The organism is Paracoccus liaowanqingii, assembly GCF_004683865.2.
Lineage (GTDB): Bacteria > Pseudomonadota > Alphaproteobacteria > Rhodobacterales > Rhodobacteraceae > Paracoccus > Paracoccus liaowanqingii.
On sequence record NZ_CP038439.1, the window covers coordinates 1,439,761 to 1,458,959 of the forward strand.

Here is a 19,199-nt window from a genome sequence, read left to right on the forward strand (position 1 = left end):
CCGTTGGGGCAGGACAGGGGGTGCGGATGAACGCTCACGCTTGGGTGGTGGCTGTGATGATGGGCGGGGCGGCGCAGGCGGCCCCCAGCCCGCCGCCGCCCGACGGCTTCGCGGGCGGGCAGTATATCGACGCTTCGGGCTGCGTCTTCACCCGCGAGGATGGCGGTTGGACGGCGCGGATCGACGGGCAGGGGCGGGCGGTCTGCGGCTTTCCCCCCAGCCTTGGCGCGCGCCGCACCGATCCGGGCGCCGACCGTGTGCTGCCGCTGACCGAAGAAGCCCCGCCCGATGTCGAGACCCTGCTGATGGAGCAGCTGTCGCGCGACCTGCGCCCCGGCGAATGGACCGCCGATCCCCGCCCCGCCGAGGTCCGGTCGGACCCTGCGCCGTCGCGCCGCCCCGACCCGATGCAGACCGCCGTCGAGGATGCGATGACCCTGGCGCCCGCACTGCGCGAGGCGTCGGGGCTGGCGGGCTCGGCCGACCTCTGCGCACGGCTCGGCTATCGCCCTGACCCCGAGGGGACGCGGCAGGGCCTGTCCCTGGGCCTCTGCCCCGGCATGCGCGTGGCCCCGCTGACGATCGGAACGGTGCAGGTCGCGGGCGAATCGCCGCCCGCCGGCGGCCGCGCCCGCAAGGGTCGCCCGCCCGGCAGTCCAGCCGCGCCCCACGCCCGCAGCGCCACCCGTCAAGGCCGCAGCCGCAACTGCGGCGGACCCGCCATCAGACGGACCGGAGATGATCCCCGCCTCGGCGCGCTATGTCCTGATCGGAGCCTTTTCGGACGAGGCAGGCGCGGCGACGGCCCGTCAGGCTCTGGCTGCCCGCGGCTATTCGGTGGGGCAGGGCCGCGTCAAGGGTGACGCCTCGCCCCTGCGCCTGATCATGGCCGGGCCCTTCGCGGACCGTCGCGCGCTGATCGTCGCGTTGAACGACCTGCGGCGCAACGGCTATCCCGGTGCCGTGGCGCGCTAGGCGCTGCGCACCGCGTCGATCATCCGGGCGACATTGTCGGGATCGGCATCCGGGGTGATGCCATGGCCCAAGTTGAAAACATGCGGCCCGCCGCGCAGGCTGCGGGTGATCCGCTGCGCCTCGGCAACAAGTTCGGGCCCGCCCGTGACCATGTGCCGCGGGTCCAGGTTGCCCTGCACGCAACCGTCAACCTGAAGTTCCGCCGCCGCCCATTCGGCCGAGACCGAATTGTCCAGCGCCAGGCAATCCGCCCCGGTGGCCTTGGCAAAGCCCACATAGCGCGGCCCCGCCTCGCGCGGGAAGGCGATGACCGGCAAGCCGGGATGGCGGGCCTTCAACGCCGCGATGATGCGCGCGATCGGCGCCAGCGAGAAGTCGTCGAAATCGCGGCCCTTCAGGCTGCCGGCCCAGCTGTCAAACAGCTTGACGACCTCGGCCCCGGCCTCGATCTGGCGCGACAGGTAATGGATGGTCGCCTCGGTGATCAGGTCGATCAGCGCCGCGAAGGTCGCCCGGTCCTGGTCCTTCAGCAGATGTGCCGGGCCCTGATCCTTGGTCCCCCGGCCCGCGACCATGTAGGTCGCGACCGTCCAGGGCGCACCGGCAAAGCCGATCAGCGTGGTCTCGCGCGGCAATTCGCCCGACAGGATCCGCACCGTCTCGTAGATCGGGGACAGGGTCGCGTCGATCTGGTCAGCCGGACGCAGCTGCGCCAGATCGGCGGCCGAGGTGACGGTGGACAGGCGCGGCCCTTCGCCGGTCACGAACCACAGATCCGCGCCCAGGGCCTGCGGGATCAACAGGATGTCGGCGAACAGGATCGCCGCGTCGAAGCCGAAGCGCCGCAGCGGCTGCAGCGTGACCTCGGCCGCCAGTTCGGGATTGTAGCACAGCGACAGGAAATCGCCCGCCTGCGCGCGCGTCGCCCGGTACTCCGGCAGATAGCGCCCGGCCTGGCGCATCATCCAGATCGGCGGGGTGGGCAGAGTCTCGCCGCCGAGGGCGCGCAGCAGAAGTTTGGTCATGAGGCCTCCTGCCGCCCCTTGAAGGCGAGGCGACAGGCGTTGTCAAGCGCGGCCCCCCCGGCTATGCCCGGGCCCATGACACAGATGCCCACCCCCTCCCGCCTCCTCCGGATCGGCACGCGCGGCTCGATCCTGGCCCTGGCGCAGGCGCATGAGACGCGCGACCGGCTGATGGCCGCGCATGACCTGCCCGCCGACGCCTTCGAGATCGTCGTGATCCGCACCACGGGCGACCGCATCACCGACCGACCCCTGAAGGAGATCGGCGGCAAGGGCCTGTTCACCCGCGAGATCGAGGAGGCGCTGACCGAGGGCGCCATCGATCTGGCTGTTCATTCCATGAAGGACATGCCCACGCTGCAGCCCGACGGGCTGGTCATCGACTGCTATCTGCCGCGCGAGGATGTGCGTGACGCCTTCGTCAGCCTTGCGGTCGCCTCCATCGCGGACTTGCCCCAAGGGGCGGTGGTCGGATCCTCCAGCCTGCGGCGACGGGCGCAGCTGGCGCATCGCCGCCCCGACCTGCAGCTGGTCGAGTTCCGCGGCAACGTACAGACGCGGCTGAAGAAGCTGGAGGACGGCGTGGCGATCGCGACCTTCTTGGCCCAAGCCGGCCTCAACCGCATGGACATGGGCCATGTCGCCAGAGGGCCTATCGACCCCGACGAGATGCTGCCCGCCGTGGCGCAGGGGGCAATCGGTGTCGAACGGCGCCGGGATGACGACATGGCGGCTCAATTGCTGACGCCCATTCATCACGCCGAGACCGGCTTGCGCATTGAGGCCGAGCGGGCCTTCCTCGCCCGGCTGGATGGGTCCTGCCAGACGCCCATCGCTGGTCTGGCGGAACTGTCCGGCGACCGGATGATCCTGCGCGGCGAGATCCTGCGCCCCGATGGCAGCGAGATCGTGGCGGGCCGGCGCGAGGGGCTGGCCACCGACGGCGCCGCCATGGGCGACGATCTGGCGCAGGAGCTGCTGGGCCGCGCCGGGCAGGGCTTCATGCAGATCTGATGCGGATCCGGTGATCGCAAGGCACGGCGTCCTCCGCCATGCCCTTCGCCATCAGTAGGTGCGGATCAACCCGACCAGACGGCCCTGAATGCGGACGCGGTCGCCCGGCAGCACGCGGGTCTCGTAGGAGGGGTTGGCCGCCTCCAGCGCGATCATCGTGCCCTTGCGGCGATAGCGCTTCAAGGTGGCCTCCTGATTGTCGACCAGCGCCACGATGATGTCGCCCGTCTCGGCCGTGTCCTGTTCGCGAATCACCACCACGTCGCCGTCGTTGATCCCGGCCTCGATCATCGAATCGCCGGTGACCTCCAGCGCGTAGTGATGCTCGCGGCCCGTCAGCATCGTGCCGGGCACCGAGATGTGATGCGCGACCTGCGAGATCGCCTCGATCGGCACACCGGCGGCGATCCGGCCCATCAGGGGCAGTTGCACGGCGGGGCTGTCGGCCACCGACATGGCCCCGCGCGGACGCGCCGGGCGGGTATTGGCGATGAGGCGGGGGGTGAAGGGCGCGCGCGCCTCCTCCGGCTGGACAAGACCGCTCAGATGGGCCAGCGCATCGGGCAGGCGCACCACCTCCAGCGCGCGGGCGCGGTGGGGAAGGCGGCGGATGAAGCCGCGTTCCTCCAAGGCCGTCACCAGACGGTGGATGCCCGATTTCGAGCGCAGGTCCAGCGCATCCTTCATCTCGTCGAACGAGGGCGGCACGCCGTCGCGCATCATGCGCTTCTGAATGAACTCCAGCAGTTGAATCTGCTTTTTTGTCAGCATGACCTTCGCCTCTTCCATGTGTTCCGTCTATGTTCTAACCGATGCGCCGAATCCCGTCAATCATCTGACGGACAGATCGTAAAAATCCGGTTAATTCTCAGTGCGGAAGCGGAATGAAGGTCATCAGATCACCGGCGCGGCGCGGGGGGTCGGAGGGGGGCGGACCAGCAGCGCGTCGGCCTCGGCCATCAGCGCCAGACGCGCGGAATCCTGATCGTCGAAGGGTGCGATGCCGGGCAGGCCGTCGCCGGGCGTCAGGCGGGCGCGCAGGTAGTGCTGGCGCGGCCCCTCGGCCGGCAGGTCGCAGGTCAGGCGGGCCTGCTGCAGGGGCGGGACAGCCTCCAGCCCCAACATGGCGCGGATGAGAGGTTGCATGAAGAGGATCGCGCAAGTCATTGCCGAGACGGGATTTCCCGGAAGGCCCAGCATGGCCGCCTTGTTCATGCGCCCGGCCATCAGCGGCTTGCCCGGGCGCAGCGCGACCTTGTAGAAGGCCTGCTCGACGCCGTGATCCGCGGCGATCCGGCCAATCAGATCGTGATCGCCGACCGAGGCGCCGCCGATCGTCACCAGCAGATCGGCCCCTTCGGCGGCGGCGAAGCCGGCGCGCAGGCTGGCCTCGGTGTCTCGGGCCAGGGGCAGGATCAGCGCCTCGCCGCCCGCGTCGCGGACCAGGGCGGCGATCGCCAGATCGTTCGAGCTGATGATCTGGCCCGGCGCCGGGTCAGTGCCGGGGGGTACGAGTTCATCCCCACCCGCCAGAATCGCCACGCGGGGGCGCCTGGCGACGCCGACATGGGCGACGTTCATCGCCGCCAGCAGGCCGATCCGGGCCGCCGTCAGGCGGCAGCCGGGTTCCATCCGGTCGCCTTCGGCGAAATCGTTGCCGCGCGGGCGGATGTTGCTGCCGCGCGAGCGGGTGGTGACGCTGATGCGGTCGCTGTCGCGCGCGATGTTCTCCTGCAGCTCGACATGGTCGTAGCCCGCAGGCACCGGGGCGCCGGTGAAGATGCGGATGGCGGTGCCGGGACGGGGGGTGCCGTCCCAGGGGTGGCCCGCGGCGCTGGCTCCGATCACCTCCAGCGTGTCGCCCAGATCGGCGGCGCGCAGGGCATAGCCGTCCATGGCCGAGGCGTCGAAGGGCGGCTGCGTCAGGCGCGAGACAGCGGATTCCAGCAGCGCGCGGCCCTGCGCCTCGGCCAGGGCCACGGTCTCAAGGCGCGGGGCGGAGGCAAGCGCCAGGACGCGGGCCAGGGCCTCGTCGACGCTGATCACGGGTGGGCCTCGTAGAGGCCGGACTTGCCGCCCTCCTTGCGCAGCAGGTGGACGCCCTCGATCCGCATGGATTTCTCGGCGGCCTTGAGCATGTCATAGATGGTCAGGCAGGCCACGGTGACGGCGGTCAGCGCCTCCATCTCGACCCCGGTGCGGCCGGTGGTGCGCACGGTGGCGGTGACGCGGATGCCGGGCAGGTCGGGGTCGGGGACCAGGTCGAGCGCGACCTTGGCGATGGGCAGCGGGTGGCAGAGCGGGATCAGATCGGCGGTGCGCTTGGCGCCCATGATGCCCGCCAGCCGCGCGACGCCCAGCACGTCGCCCTTGGCGGCACCGCCCTCTGCCAGCGCCAGGGTGGCCTCGGACATGATCACGCAGCCGGTGGCCACCGCCTCGCGCGTGGTTTCGGTCTTGGCCGAGACATCGACCATATGCGCCTGCCCCGAGGCATCGAAATGGGTCAGCGTCATGGGGTCACGTCCAGGATGGCGCGGGTCGCCGCCGCCACGTCGTCCTGCCGCATCAGGCTTTCGCCGATGAGGAAGCGCCGCGCGCCGACCTGCATCATCGCGCCCAGGTCGGCGGGGGTGAAGAGGCCGCTTTCGCAGACCAGCTGCCGGTCGGCGGGGATGCGCGGGGCCAGATCGCGGGTCACGTCCAGCGTCACCTCGAACGTCCGCAGGTTGCGGTTGTTGATGCCGATCAGCGGGGATTTCAGGCGCAGGGCGCGGTCCAGCTCGGGGGCGTCATGCACCTCGATCAGCACGTCCATGCCCCAGTGGATCGCCGCATCCTCGAGGTCGCGGGCCAAGGCATCGTCGACCGAGGCCATGATGATCAGGATGCAGTCGGCGCCCCAGGCCCGCGCCTCGGTCACCTGATAGGTGTCGTGGAGGAAGTCCTTGCGCAGCGCCGGCAGGTCGCAGGCCGCGCGGGCGGCCCTCAGGAATTCGGGCGCGCCCTGGAAGCTGGGGCCGTCGGTTAGCACCGACAGGCAGGCGGCGCCACCCTGCTGATAGGCGCGGGCCAGCGCGGGCGGGTCGAAATCGGGACGGATGAGGCCCTTCGACGGGCTGGCCTTCTTGATCTCGGCGATGAGCGCGGGGCCGGTGGCCGCGGCGCGGTCGAGCGCCCGGGCAAAGCCGCGCGGCGCGGGGGCCTCGCGGGCCTCGGCCTCCAGCGCGGACAGGGGACGGACAGCCTTGGCGGCGGCGATCTCGTCCAGCTTGTAGGTCTTGATTGTCTCGAGGATGTCCATGGCGGGATTGTAGCGCCCCGGGCCCGGCGGGGGAAGGGGGACCGGCGGGGGAAGGGGGGCGCTGCCCCCCGTCCTGCGGACTCCCCCCGGGATATTTCCGTGAAGAAGAGGCTAGCCGGTCCAGTCGACGGGTCGGGCGTCGTGGGCGGTCAGCCAGTCGTTGATGCGGCTGAAGGGGCGCGAGCCGAAGAAGCCGCGCCGGGCCGAGAGTGGCGATGGATGGGCGGTGGCGATCACCAGGTCCTGCGGGCGGGGCAGGTCCCTCAGCGTCTTCTGGGCATGGGCGCCCCAGAGGAGGAAGGCCAGCGGCTGGTGGCGCTGCGCCTCGGTCACCGCCTCGCGGGCCAGGCGGTCCCAGCCCCAACGGGCATGGGCTCCCGCCCGGCCCGGCAGCACGCTGAGCGCGCTGTTCAGAAGCAGCACGCCTTGGCGGGCCCAGGTGGACAGATCGCCGGTGGCGGGGGTGGCGCCGATGTCGTCGCGCAATTCGGTGAAGATGTTCTTCAGTGAACGGGGCAGCGGGGTCTGGTGCGTGACCGAGAAGGCCAGGCCGTTGGCATGGCCGGGCGTGGGATAGGGATCCTGGCCCAGGATCACCACGCGCGTGTCCTGCGGGGCTGTGGCCTCAAGCGCGGCGAAGAGGCGGTCGGGGCCGGGCAGGAAGTCCGGCGGCAACCGGTCGCGCAGCGCGGGCCAGACCTCGGTGAAGAAGGGCAGATGGGCCCATGCCTCGGGCGGGATCATGCCGGGGGGGCGCCGGTGATCCGGGCCAGGGCCTCCAGCCTTGCCTTGGCGGCGCCGCTGTCGATGGCAGTGGCGGCCAGCGCCGCACCCTCGCGCAGATCGGCGGCGCGGCCCGCGATCAGCAGTGCCGCGGCGGCGTTCAGCAGGACCGCGTCGCGATAGGCGCCGGGCGTGCCGTCCAGAAGCGCGCGGAAGGCCGCGGCATTCTGCGCGGGCTCGCCGCCGATGATCGCCTCGAACGGATGGCGGGGCAGGCCCGCATCCTCGGGGGTGATGGTGAATTCGGTGATCCGGCCGTCCTTCAGCTGGGCCACCTGGCTGGGGGCGGCGATGGACAGCTCGTCCGTGCCGTCGCCGCCATGGACCAGCCATGCGGCGTCCGATCCCAGATCGCGCAGCACCTCGGCCATGGGGCGGATCCATTGCGCGTCGAAGGCGCCGGTCAGCTGGCGGCGGACCGAGGCCGGGTTGGTCAGCGGGCCCAGCAGGTTGAAGACGGTGCGCGTGCCCAGTTCGGCACGGGGCGGGCCCACATGGCGCATCGCCGGGTGGTGCATCGGCGCCATCATGAAGCAGATGCCCGCGCCGTCCAGCGCGGCTTGCGCGACCGCTGGCCCGCCCATGACGTTGATGCCCATCTGCGTCAGCGCATCCGCCGCGCCCGATTTCGACGACAGGTTGCGGTTGCCATGCTTGGCCACCGCCACGCCCGCGCCCGCCACCACGAAGGCCGTCGCGGTCGAGATGTTCAGCGTGCCCTTGCCGTCGCCGCCGGTGCCCACGATGTCCATCGCGCCCTGCGGCGCGGTCACGCGGGTCATCCGCGCGCGCATGGCGCGGGCGGCGGCGGCGATCTCGGCCACCGTCTCGCCACGCACGCGCAGCGCCATCAGCAGGCCGCCGATCTGCGCCGGGGTGGCGGCGCCGTCGAAGAGGGCCGAGAACGCCGCCTCGGCCTCGGGGCCGGTCAGGGGGCGGGTGGCGGCAATGCCGATCAGGGGGCGGATGTCGGTCATGCGGCATCCTTGCGCGGCGCGCAGCGGGTCAGGAAATTCCGGATCATCTCGTGCCCATGTTCGGACGCGATGGATTCGGGGTGGAACTGCACGCCCTCGATCGGCAGGTCGGCATGCATCAGCCCCATGATCGTGCCGTCATCCGAGGTCGCGGTGACGCGCAGGCAATTGGGCAGGCTTTCCGGCGCGACCGTCAGCGAGTGATAGCGCGTGGCGTTCAGGGGTGAGGGCAGGTCCGCGAAGACCCCGGTGCCGTCATGGCGGATCGCATCGACCTTGCCGTGCAGGATGCGGGTCGCGCGCACGACCTGGCCGCCGAAGGCCTGGCCGATGGCCTGATGGCCCAGGCACACGCCGAAAAGCGGCACGGCCCGTTCGGCCGCCGCCCGGATCAGGTCGAGGCAGATCCCCGCCTGCGCCGGATCGCAGGGGCCCGGAGAGATGACGATGCCCTCGGGGTTCATGGCCAGCGCCTCGTCCACGGTCAGCTGGTCGTTGCGGCGCACGGTCACCTCGGCCCCGGCCTCGCCCAGGTAATGGACCAGGTTCCAGGTGAAGCTGTCGTAATTGTCGATCAGAAGGATCATGGGCGCGCACCTTGGGGCAGGGATGAGGGGCAGGGGACGGGGGCGGTTCCCCCCCGCCGCGGCGTTCGCTATAGATGGGGCAAAGCGCGACCAAGGGTCAAGACCGGGCCGGATCATTCGCGCGCATGACGGGACAGGCGGATGGCACGGGGATTTCTGACGGGGCTGGTTCATGGCGGGATGCTGGGCGCCGTGGTGCTGGCCGGGCTGTCGCTGCTGGCGCCGCTGCCGGTCGCCAATCCCGCCCTGGGGGTGGCCTCCGAGGCGGTCGAGACGCGCGATCCCCTGTCGGTGGGCCTGCCGGCGGGATCTGAATTCGGGCGCGGTGGCGACATCGCGCCGCGCCTGCCCGCGCCGACGGCGGCCAGCCCCCGCGCCTCCAGCGAGCCGGTGGCCGTGCCCGCGCCCCGGACCGAGCCCGCGCCGGTGGCCGTCACCGGCGACAATATCCGCCCCGAGATCGCGGGCGATGGCCGCATGCCCGCCCCCTCTCCGCCGCGCGACGCCGATGCCGCACCCCTGCTGACCCTGCCCGGCGCCGCGCCCGCCGCCCGGGTCGACGGCACCCGCGCCGCCCCGCGTCCCGATCCGGGGCCGGGCCGGGACGCGCTGCCCCGGATCGCCATCGACGCGGCCACACCCGAACCCGCGCCGACCCTGCCGGCCGTGGCGCCCGACAGCGCGCCGCTGCCTGCGCTGCCGCCCGCGCCCGCCCTGCCGGCCCCGGCGCTGGACCTGTCGCTGCCGCCCGATCTGACCGACCTTCGCCGACTGGAACGGAACTGACATGCATCCCCTGAACCCCGCCTTCACCGCCACCTTCGCCCCGCCGGTCATGGAGGCCCGCCGCTGGCTGGAGGGCGTGACCTTCCCGCCCGAGCGCCCCCTGATCAACGTGAGCCAGGCCGCGCCCGTCGATCCCCCGCCCGAGGGGCTGCGCCGCGCCATCGCGGAGGCCGCGCTGCACCGGCCCGAGGCGCATCTCTATGGCCCCGTGCTGGGCAACGGCGATCTGCGGGCGGTGGTGGCGGCGCAGTTCTCAGGCGCCTATGGCGGCGCGGTCGATGCGGGGCGCGTGGCGATCACGCAGGGGTGCAACCAGGCCTTCTGCGCGGCGATGGCGACGCTGGCCGGGCCGGGCGATCAGGTGATCCTGCCGACGCCCTGGTACTTCAACCACAAGATGTGGCTGGACATGGCGGGCGTGCAGGCGGTGCCCTTGCCCTGCGGGCCGGACCTGCTGCCCGATCCCGAGCAGGCGCGCGCGCTGATCACGCCCGCGACCAAGGCCATCGTGCTGGTCACGCCCAACAACCCCTCGGGGGCGGAATATCCGGCGGGCCTGGTGGGGCGGTTCTATGATCTGGCGCAGGGGCAGGGGCTGGCGCTGGTCGTGGACGAGACCTATCGCGACTTCGACAGCCGCGAGGGGGCGCCCCATGACCTGCTGGCCCGCCCGGACTGGGACCGCACGCTGATCCAGCTCTACAGCTTTTCCAAGGCCTACCGGCTGACGGGGCACCGGGTCGGCGCGATGGTCGCGGGCACGGGCCGGATGGCGCAGGTCGAGAAGTTCCTCGACACGGTCGCCATCTCTCCCTCGCAGCTGGGCCAGATCGGCGCGCTCTGGGGGATGGAGAACCTGCAGGACTGGCTGGCCGCCGAGCGGGCCGAGATCCTGTCGCGCCGCGCCGCGACGCGGGCCGCGCTGATCGCCCTGCCGGGCTGGCGGCTGAAAAGCACGGGCGCCTATTTTGCCTGGGTCGAGCATCCGTTCGAGGAAAGCTCGGCCGATCTGGCGCGGCGCATGGTCGGGCAGATCGGCGTGCTGGCGCTGCCCGGCACGATGTTCACGCCGCAGGGCGACCCTGTGGGTGCGCGGCACCTGCGGCTGGCCTTTGCCAATGTGGACAGGCCCGGCATCGCGGAACTGGCCGGGCGGCTGACGGCGCTGGCGCCCTGATCCACTTGTGGCGCGCCCCCGGGCGTTCTAGAGACGGCCACGACACGACCACGAGGAAGGCCGCGCCATGTCACAGCTGCGAACCAAGGGCAAATCGACCGTCGTCTGGATCCTGATGGGTCTGATGGTGCTGGGGCTGGGGGGCTTCGGCGTCACCAGCTTTTCGGGCGGCACCTCCGAGGTGGGCTCGGTCGGGGAAACCCGGATCACCGCCGACGATTACGCCCGCGCGCTGCAATCGCAGATGCGCGACCTGTCCCAGCAGACCGGCCAGCCGATGACCATGCAGCAGGCCCAGCAGATGGGCGTGCCGCAGGCCGTGCAGGCGCAGCTGATCGCCGGCGCCGCCCTGGGCGAGCAGGCCCGCCGCATCGGCGTGTCGGTGGGCGACGAGCAGGTGGCGCAGACCATCCTGCAGGCCGGCGCCTTCCAGGGCCCGAACGGCAGCTTCGACCGCACCGCCTATGCCGAGATCCTGCGCCGCGAGAACCTGACCGAGGCCGAGTTCGAGGCCAGCGTGCGCGAGGATTCGGCCCGGCTGATCCTGCAGCGCGCCGTGGCGGGGGGCGTCGTGCCGCCCGCGCCGATGGTCGCCCAGACCGCAGGATGGCTGCTGGAGACCCGCGACTTCAGCTGGCGCGAACTGACCGAGGCCGACCTGCCCAGCCCCGTGGCCGAGCCCGACGAGGCCACCCTGCAGGCCTGGCACGAGGCCAATGGCGACCGCTTCACCGCACCCGAGGCCCGCGCGATCACCTATGCCTGGGTGACGCCCGACATGCTGTCCTCCGAGGTGGCGCTGGACGAGGACGCGCTGCGCGCCGTCTATGACGAGAACGTCGACCAGTTCCAGCGTCCCGCCCGGCGCATGGTCAGCCGCCTCGTCTTTCCCGACGAGGCCGAGGCGCAGGCCGCCCGCGCGGCGATCGACGCCGGAACCCAGCCCTTCGAGGCCTATGTGCTGCAGCGCGGCCTGACCCTGGAGGATGTCGATCTGGGCGAGATGACCGAGGCGCAGCTGGGAGCCGCCGCCGAGGCCGTCTTCGCGCTGGAGCAGCCGGGCGTGGTGGGTCCGTTGCCGACCGATCTGGGCCCGGCGCTGTTCTCCGTCAACGCGATCCTCGATCCCGTCGACATTCCCTTTGACGAGGCGCGCGAGGGGCTGCGCGGCGAGGCGGCCCTGTCCGCCGCGGCGCGCCTGATCCGCGACCGCGCCCCCGATTACGAGGATCTTCTGGCCGGCGGCGCCACGTTGGAGGATCTGGCCGAGCAGACGGAACTGGAACTGGGCCAGATCGACTGGTCCGCCGAATCCGTCCCCGAGGAGGGCAGCATCGCGGGCTATGAAGGCTTCGTCGAGCGCGCGGCGCTGGTCTCGACCACCGATTTCCCGCAGCTGGTCGAACTGGCCGATGGCGGCGTCTTCGCCCTGCGTCTGGACGAGGTGGTGCCGCCGACGCTGCGCCCCTTCGACGAGGTGCGCGACGCGGTGCTGGCCGACTGGCGCGCCGCCGAGCTGCAGCGTCAGCTGCTGGCCCTGGCCGCCGACCAGCGCCTGACCGCCGTGTCGGAAACCGCCCCCGGGGCCGAGATCCCGGATACCGCAACCCCGGATGCCGGGACCACCGATGCCGCAACCCCGGGCACTGCCCCGGCGCCCACGGCCTTGGACTGGACCTCCGAGGAGGGGCTCTCGCGCAACGACTGGATGGACGGCTTGCCGCCCGAGCTACTGTCGCAGGCCTTCGAACTGGCCGAGCCCGCCGAGGCCGAGGTGGTCGATGCCGGCAACCGGGTCTTCGTCGTCCGGCTGGACCGGATCAACGAGGCCGACCTGACCGGCGAGGACGCCGCCCAGATCCTCGAGGGCGTGCGCGCCCGGCTGGTGCAGTCGCTGCAGGCCGACCTGTTCGACTATTACGCCCGCCACGCGCAGCGCGAGGCGCAGGTGCAGCTGAACACGCAGGCGATCAACGCCATCAACGCCCAGGTCCAGTGATGCAGCTGACCCCCGACTTTGCCGCCTTCGAGGCGGAATGGGCCGCCGGGCGCAACCAGCTGGTCACGATCCGGCTGGCCGCCGATCTGGACACGCCGGTCAGCCTGATGCTGAAGCTGGCCGAGGCCGCACCGCAAAGCTTCATGCTGGAATCGGTGACCGGGGGCGAGGTGCGGGGCCGCTATTCCATTGTCGGCATGAAGCCCGACCTGGTCTGGGACTGCCGCGACGGCCGCGCCCGGATCAACCGGCAGGCCCGTTTCGCGCCCGAGTTCCAGGACGATCCCCGCCCGGCGCTGGACAGCCTGCGCGCGCTGATCGCCGAAAGCCGGATCGAAACCATGCCCGAGGGCGTGCCCCCGGTCGCGGCGGGGCTGTTCGGCTATCTGGGTTATGACATGATCCGGCTGGTCGAGAACCTGCCTGACGTGAACCCCGATCCGCTGGACCTGCCCGACGCGATGCTGATGCGCCCCTCCGTCGTGGCCGTGCTGGATGGGGTCAAGGGCGAGGTGACGCTGTGCGCGCCCGCCTGGCACGACGGATCGGACAATGCCCGCGCGGCCTATGCCCGCGCCGCCGAGCGGGTGATGGATGCGCTGCGGTCCCTGGACCGCCAGCCCTCCGAGCCGCGCGCCTTGGGCGACGAGGTGCAGATCGGCGCGCCGGTGTCGAACTTCACCAAGGACGGCTATCTGGCCGCCGTCGAGACGGCCAAGGACTACATCCGCGCGGGCGACATCTTCCAGGTCGTGCCCAGCCAGCGTTGGCGGATGGACTTTCCGCTGCCGCCCTTCGCGCTGTACCGGTCGCTGCGGCGTACGAACCCGTCGCCCTTCATGTTTTTTCTTAACCTCGGTGATTTCCAGATCGTCGGTGCCAGCCCCGAGATCCTCGTGCGCCTGCGCGACGGCGAGGTGACGATCCGCCCCATCGCCGGCACCCGCCCGCGCGGCGCCGACGAGGCCGAGGACCGGGCGCTGGAGGCCGACCTGCTGGGCGATCCCAAGGAGCTGGCCGAGCATCTGATGCTGCTGGATCTGGGCCGCAATGACGTGGGCCGGGTCGCAAAGCCCGGGACCGTGCGCCCGACCGAGCAGTTCGTCATCGAACGCTACAGCCATGTGATGCATATCGTGTCGAACGTGGTGGGCCAGCTGCGCGAGGGCGAGGACGGGCTGTCGGCGCTGCTGGCGGGCCTGCCGGCGGGCACCGTGTCGGGCGCACCCAAGGTCCGCGCCATGCAGATCATCGACGAGCTGGAGCCGGAAAAGCGCGGCGTCTATGGCGGTGCGGTCGGCTATTTCGCCGCGAACGGCGAGATGGACATGTGCATCGCGCTGCGCACGGGCGTGGTCAAGGACCGGGCGCTGTATATCCAGTCCGGCGGCGGCGTCGTCTATGACAGCGACCCCGAGGCCGAGTTCCAGGAAACCGTGAACAAGAGCCGCGCCCTGCAACGCGCCGCTGAGGAGGCCTCGCGCTTCGTGCGCGGCAACAGCTGACATGGAAACGGCGGCCCCGAGGGGCCGCCGCGTCATTCAGGCTGAGGTCCGGATCAGTTGGCCGGGGCCGGGGTCGTTTCCATGGTGTCCGCGTCGGTGTCCATGGTCTCGGTTTCCATCGGCTCGGTCGCCATCGGATCGGCGGCGGGCTCGGTGGCCATCGGGTCGACCGCAGGTGCGGTGCCGGTCGCCATCGGGTCTGCCGCGGGTGCGGTGCCCATGGCCGGATCGCTCATCGTGTCGCCCGCCATGGCTTCTTGGTCACGGAAGACGTATTCCGGGGCGGCTTCGGCCTCTTCCTGTGTCAGGTCCGCGCTGATTTCCTGCGCGTCCGAGTTCACGGTCAGGTCGGCCCACGGCAGGGCGATCTGCTTCTCGCCGATGCCGAGGAAACCCCCGACGCCGATGATCACGGCCTTCATCTCTCCGGTGTCGCCATCGACGATCACGTCATTGATCGCGCCGATGTTGTCGCCGGTGGGCGAGGTCACGTTGGTGCCGGTGATCCAGTCGACGCGCCATTCGTTGGCGGCCTGCTGCACTTCGACCTTCTCGGCGGCCGAGGCTGCGGCGGCGGCCTCATCCGCGTCCGTCTCTTCGGCGACCGGGTCGGTGGTGGCCATCGGATCGGCGGCCGGTGCGGCGCCCATGTCGGTCATCGGTGCGGTCTCAGCCGGCTCCATCGCCGGATCGGCGGCGGGGGCAGTGTCCTGAGCGAAGGCGGCGCCGAAGGTCATCGGCAGGGCGAGCGTGGTGGTCAAAAGAAACTTGCGCATCTTATCCTCCTGGGTCTTCAGCGGGTCGCCAGTCGCGCCCCGCTATCTGACGGCACAATGCCCGGGCGACAGGAGGGGTTCCCCGCCAGGCGGCGCGGAACGGCACGGTTTCGTTCAACTCATTGAGAAGGTATCAATCTTCGCCGCGGAAAGGTTGCACGTACTGCAGGGCCATGTCCCAGGGGAAGAAGATCCAGGTGTCCTGGCTGACCTCGGTGACGTAGCTGGCGACCATCGGCTTGCCCTTGGGCTTGGCATAGACGGTGGCCAGATGCGCCTTGGGATACATCTCGCGGATCAGTTCCAGCGTGCGGCCCGAATCGACCAGATCGTCGACGACCAGGATCCCTTCGCCGTCGCGCATCAGCTCGGGGTCGGGTCGCTTGAGCACCTCCAGCTTGCCTTGGCCCGCCTGCGTGCCGACGCCCTTGTAGGACCGGATCGAGATCGTGTCGATCGTGCGGATGTCCAGCTCGCGCGCCACGATCATCGCGGGCACCAGCCCGCCCCGGGTAACGGCGACGACCGCGCGCCACGAGGTGTCCTCCATGCGCCAGGCCAGGGCGCGGGCGTCGCGGTGCAGCTGGTCCCAGCTGACATGAAAGCCTTTTTCATGCGGCAGGCGGTCGGACGACATGGGATTCTCCTTCAGGGGCGCAGGACCAGGGACAGGCCGAGAAGGGCGATCGCCGCCCCGGCCCCCCGGTCGATCCAGAATTTCGCGGCGTAATAGCGCCGCCGCAACAGCGGCAGGGCCATCAGACTGGCCAGTGCGGTATAGAAGAACAGCTCGACCGACAAGGCCACCGCAAAGATCGCGCCCTTGTCGGCGGGGCTCAGCGCGGCGGGAAAGATCGACAGCAGCACGGCGGAATAGAACAGCGCGGGCTTGGGGTTCGACAGGTTCAGCGCCATGCCCGACCAGATCCCCATGCCGCGCCCGGCCGAGGCCTCGGGCAGCGGATCGGCGGCGTGGCGCCACATCTTGGCGCCGATCCAGATCAGGTAGGCGCCGCCCAGCATCTTGAGCAGAACCAGCGTCCAGGGCGCCACGCGGAACAGCGCGGTCAGGCCCAGCAGCGCGAAGAGGCACCAGACCGAGGCGCCGATGGCCAGCCCCCAGCCATAGGCCAGCGCGCGCGTCCGGCCCAGGGCGAAGGCGCCTTGGCTGACGGCGATCACGCCGGGGCCCGGCGACAGGATCGCCACCGACAGGGTGGCCACGAAAAGCCCAAGCTGGTCTGCCGTGATCTGGATCATCGGAGGGTGCGCGCCGAGGGCGGCGTCAGTCCTTCTTGACGGTGGCGATGTCGGGCGCGTCCACGGCCTTCATGCCCACGACATGATAGCCCGCATCGACGTGATGCACCTCGCCGGTGACACCCGCGCCAAGCCGCGACAGCAGGTAGAGGGCGGAATTTCCCACATCCTCGGTCGTGACATTCCGACGCAGCGGAGAGTTCAGCTCGTTCCACTTCATGATATAGCGGAAGTCGCCGATGCCGCTGGCGGCCAGCGTCTTGATGGGGCCCGCGCTGATCGCGTTGACGCGGATGTTGTCCTTGCCGAAATCCTCGGCCAGGTAGCGCACCGACGCCTCCAGCGCGGCCTTGGCGACGCCCATGACGTTGTAATGCGGCATGACCCGTTCGGCGCCGTAATAGGTCAGGGTCAGCATGGACCCGCCATCCGTCATCATCGCGGCCGCGCGGCGCGCGACGGCGGTGAAGGAATAGACGGAAATATCCATCGTCATCATGAAGTTGTCGCGCGTCGTCTCGGCATAGCGGCCGCGCAGCTGCTCCTTGTCGGAGAAGCCGATGGCGTGGACGATGAAGTCCAGGCTGTCCCATTTCGCGCCCAGATCGGCGAAGAGCGTGTCGATGGTCGCCTCGTCGGAGACGTCGCAGGGCAGGATCAGATCGGATCCCAGCTGGGCGGCCAGCGGGCCCACGCGCTTCTTCAGCGCGTCGCCCTGATAGCTGAAGGCCAGCTCGGCCCCTTCGGCGGCCAGCGCCTTGGCGATGCCCCAGGCAATCGACTTGTCATTGGCCAGCCCCATGATGAGACCGCGCTTGCCGGCCATCAGGCCGGTCCTCTGCTCGCTTGACATGTCCTGTTCCCCGCGCTTTCAACCGTTCGAGAGGTGTTAGGCCAACTGCCCGGCCGCATCAAGCACAAGGACAACGCGATGACCGATCGGACCGGACTCTTTGCGGGCGACGACCCGTTCGACATCATCCGCGCCTGGATGCACAAGGCGCAGGCGACCGAGCCGAACGACCCCAACGCCATCGCGCTGGCGACGGTGGATGCGGACGGCATGCCCGATGCGCGGATGGTGCTGCTGAAGGACGTGGACGGGCAGGGGACCGAGGGGTCCTTCGTCTTCTACACCAACTATGACAGCGCCAAGGGCCGCCAGATCGCGCAGACCGGCAAGGCCGCCTTCGTGATGCACTGGAAGTCGCTGCGCCGGCAGATCCGGGTGCGCGGGACCGTGACGCGCGAGGACGGCCCGCAGGCCGATGCCTATTACGACAGCCGCGCGCTGCAAAGCAGGCTGGGGGCCTGGGCCTCGCGCCAGTCGCAGCCGCTGGACGGGCGTGCCACGCTGGTGGCCGAGGTCGCGCGGCAGGGCCTGCGCCACGGCACCCACCCCGCGCGGCCGCCTTTCTGGGGCGGATTGCGCCTGCGTCCCGTGCAGATCGAGTTCTGGGCGGACGGCGCGTTCCGGCTGCACGACCGTTTCTGCTGGACGCGTGCGCAGGATGACCGGTGGGAAGTCGCCCGCCTGTCCCCGTGACGCGTCGGCGACCTTGACGAAAGGCCCCGCGACCCCGACATTGAAGGAACGCGACAGACAAAAGTTGACGTGGGGTCCGACGCCCTTTGACTGGCTGAACCGTATTGTAGTCAGATCGCGCCGACACTAGGGTCCCGCATCAGCGGGAATGTGCGAAAACGGAAATGGAATGAGTGACGACGACAGCCTCAAGCTCGTGACGGGACTGGTCAAGTGGTTTGACCCGTCCAAGGGCTATGGCTTCATCCTGGACGAGGATGGCGGAACCGACATTCTGCTGCATTCCAATGTCTTGCGCAATTTCGGCCGCAGCTCCGTCGCCGACCAGTCGCGCGTGCGCGTGATGGTCCAGCAGACCCGCCGCGGCGTGCAGGCCGCCGAGGTCATCGCGATCGAACCGCCCGCCTCGGATGGCCAGCCCCCCATCGCCGATCTGGACATCGAGATCATCGAGCATCTGGACAGCCTTCCTCTGCGCCCGGCGCGGGTGAAATGGTTCGACAAGTCCAAGGGTTTCGGATTCGCCAACATCTTCGGTCACTCCGATGACGTTTTCATCCATATCGAGGTGCTGCGCCATTCCGGTTTTGCAGACCTTGCCATCGGCGAGGCGATCTGCATCCGCGTCGTCGAAGGCCCTCGCGGCCTGATGGCGGCACAGATCTCGGCCTGGGACAGCGGCCTGCCCCGCAAGGACGCTGCCGAGGACGATAGTGGCGCCGCCCATCCCGGTCACGAGGATACCCTGGCCCATGTCGCCGAATAGGCGGCTTGCCGGCCTGCTGGCGATCTGCCTGGGGCTGGGCCTGCCCGTCACGGTGCAGCCCGCCGCCGCGCAGCCCGTGATTGCCGCCGGCAACCGGGCCGAGTGCCGCGCCGATGCTGCGCTGATCCGCATTGCCCCCGACCGCGCCCTGTCGTTCCAGGTCGAGCTGGCCGACACCGTCGAAAGCCGGGCGCGCGGCCTGATGTACCGCCGCGATCTTCCGGCCGGGCAGGGGATGCTGTTTGTCTATCCCACACCGCAGCCGGTCAGCTTCTGGATGCGCAACACGCTGATCCCGCTGGACATGGTGTTTCTGGACCCCGAGGGCGTGATCCGCCACATCCACCGCAATGCCCGCCCCCTGGACGAGACCCCGGTCCCCGGCGCCGCCATCGGCGATCCCGATCCCGACCGCCTTCTGGTGCTGGAGATCGCGGGCGGCGAGGCCGACCGGCTTGGCCTGCAGACGGGCCAGACGCTGGCCCATCCCGCCGTTCCCGCCGATTCTGCCGCCTGGCCCTGCCGCTAGGGGCTTTTCACCGCCCCGCGCTTGGGCTAGAGCGGTCACGTCGGGGTGTAGCGCAGTCTGGTAGCGCGCCTGCTTTGGGAGCAGGATGTCGTAGGTTCGAATCCTATCGCCCCGACCACGATCCGGCCCCTGCGGAGATAAGATCCGTCCCCCGCCGAACGGTCCGGGTCATCCGGCCAAAAGAAATTCC

21 protein-coding genes, 1 tRNA gene and 1 pseudogene are annotated in these 19,199 nt (G+C 70.4%); 11 read left to right on the top strand and 12 right to left on the bottom strand.

Annotated features, from left to right (window positions below; genetic code table 11):
* The first annotated feature begins 26 nt into the window (after positions 1 to 26).
* Both E4191_RS24130 and E4191_RS06890 read left to right on the top strand, forming a co-directional pair.
* On the top strand, positions 27 to 863 hold the full coding sequence (locus tag E4191_RS24130) for a hypothetical protein (protein ID WP_228461623.1): 837 nt from the start codon (positions 27 to 29) through the stop codon (positions 861 to 863).
* Positions 817 to 975: a hypothetical protein gene (locus E4191_RS06890; RefSeq protein ID WP_231714318.1), complete on the top strand. Its 159-nt coding sequence runs from the start codon at positions 817 to 819 to the stop codon at positions 973 to 975. The genes E4191_RS24130 and E4191_RS06890 overlap by 47 nt, the downstream gene beginning before the upstream one ends.
* Here E4191_RS06890 and hemE read toward each other — a convergent pair.
* Positions 972 to 2,000: a uroporphyrinogen decarboxylase gene (gene hemE, locus E4191_RS06895; RefSeq protein WP_135312756.1), complete on the bottom strand. Its 1,029-nt coding sequence runs from the start codon at positions 1,998 to 2,000 to the stop codon at positions 972 to 974. The two genes, E4191_RS06890 and hemE, sit on opposite strands and share 4 nt — an antisense overlap.
* A gap of 75 nt (positions 2,001 to 2,075) precedes the next feature.
* On the opposite strand from hemE, the gene hemC reads away from it, so the two are divergent.
* Positions 2,076 to 3,014, top strand: coding sequence for a hydroxymethylbilane synthase (gene hemC, locus E4191_RS06900; protein ID WP_135312757.1), 939 nt, complete (start codon positions 2,076 to 2,078; stop codon positions 3,012 to 3,014).
* A 51-nt stretch (positions 3,015 to 3,065) separates the two neighbouring features.
* Here the strand turns inward: hemC and lexA are convergent, their stop codons facing one another.
* The 7 genes and pseudogenes from lexA to E4191_RS06935 form a co-directional block, all read right to left on the bottom strand.
* A complete protein-coding gene (gene lexA, locus E4191_RS06905; RefSeq protein ID WP_135312758.1) occupies positions 3,066 to 3,785 on the bottom strand; it encodes a transcriptional repressor LexA in 720 nt (239 codons plus the stop codon).
* 97 nt (positions 3,786 to 3,882) lie between these two features.
* Positions 3,883 to 5,060: pseudogene (locus E4191_RS06910) on the bottom strand (molybdopterin molybdotransferase MoeA).
* A complete protein-coding gene (gene moaC, locus E4191_RS06915; RefSeq protein ID WP_135312760.1) occupies positions 5,057 to 5,530 on the bottom strand; it encodes a cyclic pyranopterin monophosphate synthase MoaC in 474 nt (157 codons plus the stop codon). The pseudogene E4191_RS06910 and the gene moaC overlap by 4 nt, the downstream one beginning before the upstream one ends.
* Entirely contained in the window at positions 5,527 to 6,318 is a 792-nt protein-coding gene (gene trpC, locus E4191_RS06920; RefSeq protein WP_135312761.1) for an indole-3-glycerol phosphate synthase TrpC, read from the bottom strand. The genes moaC and trpC overlap by 4 nt, the downstream gene beginning before the upstream one ends.
* A gap of 111 nt (positions 6,319 to 6,429) precedes the next feature.
* Positions 6,430 to 7,062 carry a uracil-DNA glycosylase gene (locus E4191_RS06925; protein WP_135312762.1) on the bottom strand — a complete coding sequence of 211 codons (633 nt, stop codon included), beginning with the start codon at positions 7,060 to 7,062 and terminating at the stop codon, positions 6,430 to 6,432.
* Positions 7,059 to 8,078, bottom strand: coding sequence for an anthranilate phosphoribosyltransferase (gene trpD / locus E4191_RS06930; protein WP_135312763.1), 1,020 nt, complete (start codon positions 8,076 to 8,078; stop codon positions 7,059 to 7,061). The genes E4191_RS06925 and trpD overlap by 4 nt, the downstream gene beginning before the upstream one ends.
* The gene (locus tag E4191_RS06935; RefSeq protein ID WP_135312764.1) at positions 8,075 to 8,665 is read right to left on the bottom strand and encodes an anthranilate synthase component II; all 591 of its coding nucleotides are present in this window, start codon (positions 8,663 to 8,665) and stop codon (positions 8,075 to 8,077) included. Before E4191_RS06935 ends, trpD begins: the two co-directional genes overlap by 4 nt.
* A 141-nt stretch (positions 8,666 to 8,806) precedes the next feature.
* Between E4191_RS06935 and E4191_RS06940 the strand changes: the two genes are divergently transcribed.
* The 4 genes from E4191_RS06940 (at position 8,807) to trpE (ending at position 14,132) form a co-directional block, all read left to right on the top strand.
* Complete coding sequence (locus E4191_RS06940) at positions 8,807 to 9,451, top strand: hypothetical protein (RefSeq protein WP_135312765.1); 645 nt, start codon at positions 8,807 to 8,809, stop codon at positions 9,449 to 9,451.
* A gap of 1 nt (position 9,452) precedes the next feature.
* Positions 9,453 to 10,628 carry an aminotransferase gene (locus E4191_RS06945; protein WP_135312766.1) on the top strand — a complete coding sequence of 392 codons (1,176 nt, stop codon included), beginning with the start codon at positions 9,453 to 9,455 and terminating at the stop codon, positions 10,626 to 10,628.
* Between the two features lie 67 nt (positions 10,629 to 10,695).
* Complete coding sequence (locus E4191_RS06950) at positions 10,696 to 12,627, top strand: peptidylprolyl isomerase (RefSeq protein ID WP_228461625.1); 1,932 nt, start codon at positions 10,696 to 10,698, stop codon at positions 12,625 to 12,627.
* Positions 12,627 to 14,132: an anthranilate synthase component I gene (gene trpE / locus E4191_RS06955; RefSeq protein ID WP_135312767.1), complete on the top strand. Its 1,506-nt coding sequence runs from the start codon at positions 12,627 to 12,629 to the stop codon at positions 14,130 to 14,132. The genes E4191_RS06950 and trpE overlap by 1 nt, the downstream gene beginning before the upstream one ends.
* Before the next feature lie 53 nt (positions 14,133 to 14,185).
* On the opposite strand, the gene E4191_RS06960 is transcribed toward trpE, so the two are convergent.
* The 4 genes from E4191_RS06960 to fabI form a co-directional block, all read right to left on the bottom strand.
* Complete coding sequence (locus E4191_RS06960) at positions 14,186 to 14,908, bottom strand: PRC-barrel domain-containing protein (protein ID WP_135312768.1); 723 nt, start codon at positions 14,906 to 14,908, stop codon at positions 14,186 to 14,188.
* A 133-nt stretch (positions 14,909 to 15,041) separates the two neighbouring features.
* The gene (gpt, locus tag E4191_RS06965) at positions 15,042 to 15,545 is read right to left on the bottom strand and encodes a xanthine phosphoribosyltransferase (protein ID WP_135312769.1); all 504 of its coding nucleotides are present in this window, start codon (positions 15,543 to 15,545) and stop codon (positions 15,042 to 15,044) included.
* Positions 15,546 to 15,556: 11 nt separating this feature from the next.
* On the bottom strand, positions 15,557 to 16,168 hold the full coding sequence (locus tag E4191_RS06970) for a LysE family translocator (RefSeq protein WP_228461628.1): 612 nt from the start codon (positions 16,166 to 16,168) through the stop codon (positions 15,557 to 15,559).
* Between the two features lie 25 nt (positions 16,169 to 16,193).
* Positions 16,194 to 17,021: an enoyl-ACP reductase FabI gene (gene fabI, locus E4191_RS06975; protein WP_135312770.1), complete on the bottom strand. Its 828-nt coding sequence runs from the start codon at positions 17,019 to 17,021 to the stop codon at positions 16,194 to 16,196.
* Positions 17,022 to 17,099: 78 nt separating this feature from the next.
* On the opposite strand from fabI, the gene pdxH reads away from it, so the two are divergent.
* From pdxH to E4191_RS06995, 4 genes are all read left to right on the top strand, one after another.
* Entirely contained in the window at positions 17,100 to 17,714 is a 615-nt protein-coding gene (pdxH, locus tag E4191_RS06980) for a pyridoxamine 5'-phosphate oxidase (protein ID WP_135312771.1), read from the top strand.
* A 169-nt stretch (positions 17,715 to 17,883) separates the two neighbouring features.
* Positions 17,884 to 18,480, top strand: coding sequence for a cold-shock protein (locus E4191_RS06985; RefSeq protein WP_135312772.1), 597 nt, complete (start codon positions 17,884 to 17,886; stop codon positions 18,478 to 18,480).
* Entirely contained in the window at positions 18,467 to 19,009 is a 543-nt protein-coding gene (locus E4191_RS06990; protein ID WP_135312773.1) for a DUF192 domain-containing protein, read from the top strand. The genes E4191_RS06985 and E4191_RS06990 overlap by 14 nt, the downstream gene beginning before the upstream one ends.
* Before the next feature lie 41 nt (positions 19,010 to 19,050).
* Positions 19,051 to 19,127 (top strand) — tRNA-Pro (locus E4191_RS06995).
* Positions 19,128 to 19,199: the final 72 nt, after the last annotated feature.

Excerpts from the sequence above, each read along its gene's own strand:
- E4191_RS06970 (WP_228461628.1), bottom strand. The coding sequence starts at position 16,168 with ATGATCCAGATCACGGCAGACCAGCTTGGGCTTTTCGTGGCCACCCTG.
- trpC (WP_135312761.1), bottom strand. The coding sequence starts at position 6,318 with ATGGACATCCTCGAGACAATCAAGACCTACAAGCTGGACGAGATCGCC.
- hemE (WP_135312756.1), bottom strand. The coding sequence starts at position 2,000 with ATGACCAAACTTCTGCTGCGCGCCCTCGGCGGCGAGACTCTGCCCACC.
- hemC (WP_135312757.1), top strand. The coding sequence starts at position 2,076 with ATGACACAGATGCCCACCCCCTCCCGCCTCCTCCGGATCGGCACGCGC.
- E4191_RS06925 (WP_135312762.1), bottom strand. The coding sequence starts at position 7,062 with ATGATCCCGCCCGAGGCATGGGCCCATCTGCCCTTCTTCACCGAGGTC.
- gpt (WP_135312769.1), bottom strand. The coding sequence starts at position 15,545 with ATGTCGTCCGACCGCCTGCCGCATGAAAAAGGCTTTCATGTCAGCTGG.
- E4191_RS06990 (WP_135312773.1), top strand. The coding sequence starts at position 18,467 with ATGTCGCCGAATAGGCGGCTTGCCGGCCTGCTGGCGATCTGCCTGGGG.
- trpE (WP_135312767.1), top strand. The coding sequence starts at position 12,627 with ATGCAGCTGACCCCCGACTTTGCCGCCTTCGAGGCGGAATGGGCCGCC.
- lexA (WP_135312758.1), bottom strand. The coding sequence starts at position 3,785 with ATGCTGACAAAAAAGCAGATTCAACTGCTGGAGTTCATTCAGAAGCGC.
- moaC (WP_135312760.1), bottom strand. The coding sequence starts at position 5,530 with ATGACGCTGACCCATTTCGATGCCTCGGGGCAGGCGCATATGGTCGAT.
- E4191_RS06960 (WP_135312768.1), bottom strand. The coding sequence starts at position 14,908 with ATGCGCAAGTTTCTTTTGACCACCACGCTCGCCCTGCCGATGACCTTC.
- E4191_RS06985 (WP_135312772.1), top strand. The coding sequence starts at position 17,884 with ATGAGTGACGACGACAGCCTCAAGCTCGTGACGGGACTGGTCAAGTGG.
- fabI (WP_135312770.1), bottom strand. The coding sequence starts at position 17,021 with ATGTCAAGCGAGCAGAGGACCGGCCTGATGGCCGGCAAGCGCGGTCTC.
- E4191_RS24130 (WP_228461623.1), top strand. The coding sequence starts at position 27 with ATGAACGCTCACGCTTGGGTGGTGGCTGTGATGATGGGCGGGGCGGCG.
- trpD (WP_135312763.1), bottom strand. The coding sequence starts at position 8,078 with ATGACCGACATCCGCCCCCTGATCGGCATTGCCGCCACCCGCCCCCTG.
- E4191_RS06940 (WP_135312765.1), top strand. The coding sequence starts at position 8,807 with ATGGCACGGGGATTTCTGACGGGGCTGGTTCATGGCGGGATGCTGGGC.
- E4191_RS06945 (WP_135312766.1), top strand. The coding sequence starts at position 9,453 with ATGCATCCCCTGAACCCCGCCTTCACCGCCACCTTCGCCCCGCCGGTC.
- E4191_RS06950 (WP_228461625.1), top strand. The coding sequence starts at position 10,696 with ATGTCACAGCTGCGAACCAAGGGCAAATCGACCGTCGTCTGGATCCTG.
- E4191_RS06935 (WP_135312764.1), bottom strand. The coding sequence starts at position 8,665 with ATGATCCTTCTGATCGACAATTACGACAGCTTCACCTGGAACCTGGTC.
- pdxH (WP_135312771.1), top strand. The coding sequence starts at position 17,100 with ATGACCGATCGGACCGGACTCTTTGCGGGCGACGACCCGTTCGACATC.